The sequence below is a fragment of the Spirosoma migulaei genome (assembly GCF_054776855.1).
The window spans coordinates 177,238-183,860 of record NZ_BAAHBG010000005.1; the positions used below are offsets into that span (position 1 = coordinate 177,238).

The following is a 6,623-nucleotide window of genomic DNA, read 5'->3' on the forward strand; positions in this document are numbered from 1 at the left end:
AAGTTTGTAGCTAGAAATAAAAATTCCTTATATTACTAAATAACAATAATATTAGCGGTAGACATTTCAATATGTTCCGATCGTTACTCATTTTGATTAGATAAGTTGTTGATAGCCAGCGTATTTTTGATTTCGTCTGTTAAAAGCATAAATCGGAATTTGATAGTTAGGTGAGATTGCTTGACTGTAAGAGAGTTAGGCAAGGTTACTATTTCATAATTGGGATTAACTTTTTTGAAAGTGGTATATATTTTGCTTAATTTATGAAATTAAACTACGAATCATATTATTTTACTATCATTTATGTTATGAGAACAATATTTTTACTTTTTAGCACCTTCAGCATTATGCTGAATTGTAGTGTCTTAGCTCAAACTAATTATGTAGCAACTACACCGTCATCAGCCACTCCTGGGTCTGATAACACATTAGTTGGAGTTGGGGCAGGTAACCTTAACATGAGCGGAGCGAGTAATTTAATAATTGGTCGTGGGGCGGGAATACTCAATATGGCTGGCACCCAAAATATATTTATTGGGGCCTCAGCAGGTAGTCAAAATTCATCAGGGCAGAAGAATTCATTCTTAGGCTACAGTGCTGGCTTTGCCAACTCAAGTGGAAATAATAACACTTTTGCTGGAGCTGAAGCGGGCTACACAAATACCACAGGATACAATAACGCATTTTTAGGCAATAGAGCTGGTTATTTCAATACCACAGGAAATAATAATTCATTCATTGGTACTGGCTCTGGATATTCCAATACAACGGGTACTGAAAATACCTTTATTGGGGCAGATGCTGGATCATCCAACACAACTGGGGCAGAAAACGTATTTATTGGATCATTGGCTGGAGTAAGTAATAATAGCGGAATTAAAAATACATTTATTGGTACTAGAGCTGGTAATGCAAGTACTATAGGGAACAATAACCTCTTTTTAGGCCATTCAGCAGGCCAAAATAGTACGTCAGCAAATAATAATGTATTTGTCGGAGTTAGAGCAGGTGAACTAACGTCAACAGGTTCTGATAATTTATATATGGGTTATCTAGCTGGGGCCAATGGTACAACGGCTAGTAATAATGTATTTATTGGGCCAAGTGCAGGTTTTAGTAACATTCAGGGAGGTTCGAATTTATTTATGGGCTCTTTTAGTGGTTATGGAAATAGTTCTGGCAGCCTTAATTTATTCATAGGCAACTCTTCAGGTCAGAATAATTCTTCGGGAAATGGCAATACGGCCCTTGGGGATGGCTCCGCTCTCCATAATACAACCGGACAACGCAACACTGCTATTGGTCAGTACTCAGGCTTGAACAACCAGACGGGGACAGACAACGTATTCATTGGCTATGGAGCTAAAGCCGGCACTGTTAACCCCACAAATCTAACTAATGCCGCTGCCATAGGAGCCAATGCAATTGTTAGTCAGAGCAACTCAATTGTATTGGGCAGTAATGCCAATGTAGGAATTGGCACATCACTACCAGCCAATAAATTGGAAATTACTCAGGGCACAGCCGGGAACAGTGGTTTACGCCTGACCAATCTGACCAGCACAGTTAGTACGACAGCTATAACAAATAAATTTTTGACCGTTAATTCAAATGGGGATGTGATTCTTGCCACATCCGGTACGCCTAATGTACGGACGGCCGCTGCGGAAAGTGATGGATTTTGGTTAGCAAATGGTAATACCATTAACAATACGAATGTTGGAGGTGTTATAATAGGAACGGGCATAACTAAAACGCCAGCGGGTTACCGACTTTATGTGGAGGATGGTATTTTAACAGAGAAGGTGAAGGTGGCTGTAAAGAGCACAAGTGATTGGTCAGATCGAGTATTTGAACATACCTATAAATTACGTAGTCTTCGTCAAGTTGAGGATTATATAAAACAAGAGAAACATCTCCCCGGAGTACCGTCTGCTACAGAAGTTGTTAAAGAAGGCGTTGACGTAGGCCAAATGCAGGCTAAACTTCTTGAAAAAGTAGAAGAACTAACGTTGTATGTGATAGAGTTGAAAAAGCAGAACGATGCGTTAAAACAAAAAAGCGACCAATTGGAGCGCCGTATAAATAAGCAGCAAACTAAAACCCGTAAATGATATGCAACTTCGACTACTACTAACATGTATAGGATGCTGCATAACGGCCTTCGCTTTAGCGCAGATTCCACCAAAATCATTACGTATTCAAATCAGCTATGAAAAGTCAGGCCAATTCTTGGAGCAAGCCGTTGAAACGATAGAGGCTGTTAATGTAGTAAGTGCCCGAAGCACGGTTAGTTATCAGGCAGGCCAATCCATAAAATTGCTGCCTGGCTTTCAAGCTCAGGTGGGTAGTGTATTCACTGCGGATATTAAACCAGTTGCAACAGGCGGAGAACTCGCTTTACAATTGAAGGCGTTTCCTAATCCCTTTGACCAATCAACTATGATTGATTATTACCTGCCTGCAGATGGAAAGGTAAACTTGTGGATCACAGACTCGCAGGGTAAAATTGTAGGACAACTAGTGAAAGATGAAAACCAGTCTGCAGGGCAACACCGTATAGAATGGAAACCCGATTCGTTAACTGATGGTGTATATATTCCAGTTATTGAATCCAATCAGCAGAGAGCAGTTATACGTGTTGTGAAAAAGTAACCAGTAAGGCTTTATTAATACAAAAAAGACCCGCAGCCAAGACACGGGTCTTTTTTGTATTAATAAACCAGGGAATGATTTACCATAATCTCAGAAAGTGAAGACATTTGCAATAAAGATGAACGCGCGGCATTATTATTGTGCCTTTATTATTAACGTTCTACCCGACACTCAATGCATACTTGCTCAAAGTCAGGTCTATTAGCCACATTATTTTTAGTAGTAATTGCTCCTCTTTCTTTACTGGCTCAGCCTATTCGTAAGCCTTCTCAGTATTCTGCCGAAATAGGCACATATATAGCTTCGTCAACTGAAACACCTTTTTGGCTCCGGGCGAATCAATATGGAATTGTTCCAAATCGCTCGCCTGTAGCAACGTTTCGAGCCGGTATATATAGTGATTATGATACCAAGAGAAATAGTACAGGTCGTTGGCGTGACTCAAAATATGACTTTGGGTATGGGTTAAATATTGTTGCTAATAAGGCTCAGAACCAACTCCCTTACGAAAGAAATGTACTACTTCCTGAAGCATATGTAAAAGTACGTCGGGGTATTTTTGAAGCCTACATAGGTCGACAGCGAGAGAAGTTCGGATTAGCTGATTCGACTCTGTCAACAGGCTCATATGCTTGGTCTGGTAACGCCATGCCTATTCCCAAAATTCAGATATCAATTCCAGTTTTTACACCTATTGGTTTTACGAAGGGCTGGGTAGCTGTTCAGGGTACATTTGCGCATGGTTATATGGACGCGAATGGATACATTCGAAACTCAATGTTACACCAAAAATCATTGTACCTCCGTTTTGGACGGCAACAAGATGTGATACGCGTGTATGGTGGGGTAAATCATCAGGTTGTATGGGGCGGTAAGATAGCTGACCCCACAAATGTACCTTCTTCCATTCAGACAGATGGGAAACTACCATCGGGCTTACTGAATTATTTTTATGTTGTGTCAACCCTTAGCCCTCGAAATACAGATACCTCCCAATACAATTATTTTGACCTGACTAATCGAATCGGGAATCACCTTGGCTCGGTTGATTTGGCTGTTGAGGTTGATTTAGTAAGGCATACACTGTATTTCTATCGCCAGAACATTTATGAAGATGGTTCGCTATTCTACTTAATTAATATTGCTGATGGTCTGAATGGCATGCGTATTAGGCGGAATGACCCTAAAGCTATAGTGCGCGATATATTGCTTGAGTTTTTAAACACAACTAGCCAGGGGGGACCCGAATTTGTTATTGATGACCCCGATCGGAGAGGGAAGGACGATTATTTTAATCACCAACAGTATCGGGATGGATGGGCTTACCGGCAGCATACAGTAGGTACACCATTTATACCACCTGCCTTGGGCTCTCAGGACCAATACCCAAATGGTACTTTTACTGGTAATAATCGGGTTTATGTATTCCATGCAGGCATTGCTGGCAGCTTGCCGGTTCGTTGGCGAGTATTGTCGAGTCCTATATCTTATCAAGCAAAACTATCATTTAGTCGTAATCTGGGTACTTATAACAACCCTTATACCACTATTCGTAATCAATTTTCAGCTTATGCAAGTGTAATGGCCCCTTTGGACATACTAGGTGGTCTTCAATTTACTATGAATATAGCGGTCGATTCTGGTACATTGTACCAGAATAGTGTTGGTACATTTATTAGTATCCGTAAGCTATGGCTTACCAACTATTCTAAGTAATTCAAATAAACGAGTAATTTTAAATATTGGACTTTTTTGAGACGGGATTTGTGGCTAATTTGCAGTCCGGTTTCTGAACCGTAAGATAATATTTGTACTCGCTCATCATCCTAATCTATTATTTTAGCGTACATGGTCTGGTACTAATTATCCAAACCTCGATGAGTAAACCCGTAAGGTATGAGGCATCGCTATTCCATACTGTTTTTTCCGCTTCATGTAATCGTTGATTTCCTGAGCCTTAATACCGCTTTTTTAGGTGCATACTGGATGAAGTTTCAGACCTTGGAAGCCGTATCGCAAGCTCCGTATGCCTCGCTTTGGGGGCTTTTTAATATAATCTGGTTAATTGAAATACTACTAGCAAGGCCTTATATATATCCTCGACAACTATTTAAGTCTGGGCATTTAATACGACAATTGCTACTATTGACATTTGTCCATGTGGCTGTTATTGCCGTCTGTTGGGTGGCAATTCAGGGCTATTATTATTCCCGGGAACATCTGCTTATTACCTATTTACTTTTTCTTTTTTTTGGGGGTGCTTTTCGAGTTGGGGGGGTATTATTTCTTAAAGAATATAGGGCGAGGGGCTATAATAACAGACGGTATATTATAGCTGGTTATGGTAAATTAGCAAACACAATCCGAGGGTTTTATGATACACATCCGGAAATGGGTTTTCATTTCTGTGGCTATTTTGATGAGTCAACTCCAGAAAATGCTGAATTTCTCCAGGGTGGATACGAGAACCTCTTAGAGTATACCCGCACGAATCGAGTTGATTGTGTCTACTGCTGTATGCCCTATATGAATAACGAACGACTGAAAGCTGTTGTAGATAATGCAGAAGTATTTGATTACCAAGTGAAGATACTGGTTGACTTTAGGGGATTTTTAGCTCGTAGCACATCAATTGAATACCATGATGTATTACCTGTTCTGAATCTGTCATCAGAGCTAATCTTCGATTTTCAAGTCAATATATTTAAGCGATCATTTGATATTATCTTTTCATTATTAGCATTAGGTCTAGGGTTACCCTTATTTATTATTATTGCGGCTATAACACGGCTTACATCGCATGGGCCAATATTTTATGCACAGGAACGCATCGGCCAGGGAGGAAAACCATTTAAAATATACAAGTTCCGGAGCATGTATATTGATGCTGAAAAATCGGGACCAGTATTATCGGGTGGGTTGCTAGATGACCGGATTACTCCCTGGGGACGCTTTATGCGGAAGACTCGCCTTGATGAAATTCCTCAGTTTTATAATGTACTCATTGGGGATATGTCAGTAGTAGGACCAAGACCAGAACGGCAGTATTTCATTGATCAAATTGTCGAGATAGCACCTGAGTATCGTTCCCTATTGAGTGTAAAACCTGGTATTACCTCCATCGGTCAGATTAAATATGGGTATGCCGCCAGCATTGATGAAATGGTGCAGCGGTTACGCTATGATCTGCTTTATCCCAAACGCCGGTCATTCTTGTTCGATATGTGGATTATTGCCCAAACGCTTCGGGTAATGGCACAGGGCCGTGGCAAGTAATTGCTGCTGCTTGTTATATAATCGACCTAGCTTCTATGAGATTTCTGTTTTTGTGGATTTGGTATGGGTTAATCATAATTGCCAGTTGTACGTTAGTGTATGGGCAGCGAGTTAATCAATATCAGTTGGAGGTAGGTGGCTTGGGTTCATCAGCACAAACACCTTTTTGGCTGCGTGCCAATCAATACGGAACAGTTCCTCTAAAGAATCCCACTTTACGCTTAAATGCTGGATTTCGATCAGATTATCAGCCTATTGACAGTACGGGTTATAAACCAAAAATGGATTGGGGTTATGGCGTGAATGTAGTAGCTAATCTTGGTACGTCTACTCAATTTCTTCTTCCTGAAGCATACATAAAAGCTCGTTTTGGCGCTTTTGAACTCTATGCTGGTCGTCGGAAAGAGATGGTTGGCTTGGTTGACACGCTTCTAACAACAGGGGCTTATGCCTGGTCAGGCAATGCGCTTCCGATACCTAAAATTCAGATCGGCTTGCCTACATACACGCCACTCCCTTTTACGAAAGGCGTAGTCTCTATGATGGGAGCGTTTGCACACGGTTGGTTTGAGAACTCAGACCGATTAGTGACAGGCTCTTATTTGCATCAGTTATATATTTATGGCCGTTGGAATCGGAAAGCGACTGGACCCAAATGATTCGGTTTCGGGAATAGCGGCCTGTGCGTATAA

The 6,623-nt window shown here is 40.8% G+C and carries 5 protein-coding genes; all 5 read left to right on the top strand.

The features are described from left to right. Window positions 1-308 precede the first annotated feature (308 nt). The 5 genes from ACYVGO_RS06245 (at window position 309) to ACYVGO_RS06265 (ending at window position 6,590) form a co-directional block, all read left to right on the top strand. On the top strand, window positions 309-2,114 hold the full coding sequence (locus ACYVGO_RS06245) for a TMF family protein (protein WP_460968379.1): 1,806 nt from the start codon (window positions 309-311) through the stop codon (window positions 2,112-2,114). Between the two features lies 1 nt (window position 2,115). Next, window positions 2,116-2,655, top strand: a complete 540-nt coding sequence (locus tag ACYVGO_RS06250) for a T9SS type A sorting domain-containing protein (RefSeq protein ID WP_460968381.1) — start codon at window positions 2,116-2,118, stop codon at window positions 2,653-2,655. 174 nt (window positions 2,656-2,829) lie between these two features. Then, window positions 2,830-4,371 (top strand): capsule assembly Wzi family protein, encoded by a 1,542-nt coding sequence (locus ACYVGO_RS06255; RefSeq protein WP_460968383.1) that lies wholly within the window; start codon window positions 2,830-2,832, stop codon window positions 4,369-4,371. A 180-nt stretch (window positions 4,372-4,551) separates the two neighbouring features. Further along, window positions 4,552-5,931, top strand: a complete 1,380-nt coding sequence (locus tag ACYVGO_RS06260) for a sugar transferase (RefSeq protein ID WP_460968385.1) — start codon at window positions 4,552-4,554, stop codon at window positions 5,929-5,931. A 35-nt stretch (window positions 5,932-5,966) separates the two neighbouring features. Further along, the gene (locus tag ACYVGO_RS06265; protein ID WP_460968387.1) at window positions 5,967-6,590 is read left to right on the top strand and encodes a hypothetical protein; all 624 of its coding nucleotides are present in this window, start codon (window positions 5,967-5,969) and stop codon (window positions 6,588-6,590) included. Window positions 6,591-6,623 lie beyond the last annotated feature (33 nt).

Coding starts and splice junctions, on each gene's coding strand:
- ACYVGO_RS06245 (WP_460968379.1), top strand. CDS start 309: ATGAGAACAATATTTTTACTTTTTAGCACCTTCAGCATTATGCTGAAT.
- ACYVGO_RS06250 (WP_460968381.1), top strand. CDS start 2,116: ATGCAACTTCGACTACTACTAACATGTATAGGATGCTGCATAACGGCC.
- ACYVGO_RS06255 (WP_460968383.1), top strand. CDS start 2,830: ATGCATACTTGCTCAAAGTCAGGTCTATTAGCCACATTATTTTTAGTA.
- ACYVGO_RS06260 (WP_460968385.1), top strand. CDS start 4,552: ATGAGGCATCGCTATTCCATACTGTTTTTTCCGCTTCATGTAATCGTT.
- ACYVGO_RS06265 (WP_460968387.1), top strand. CDS start 5,967: ATGAGATTTCTGTTTTTGTGGATTTGGTATGGGTTAATCATAATTGCC.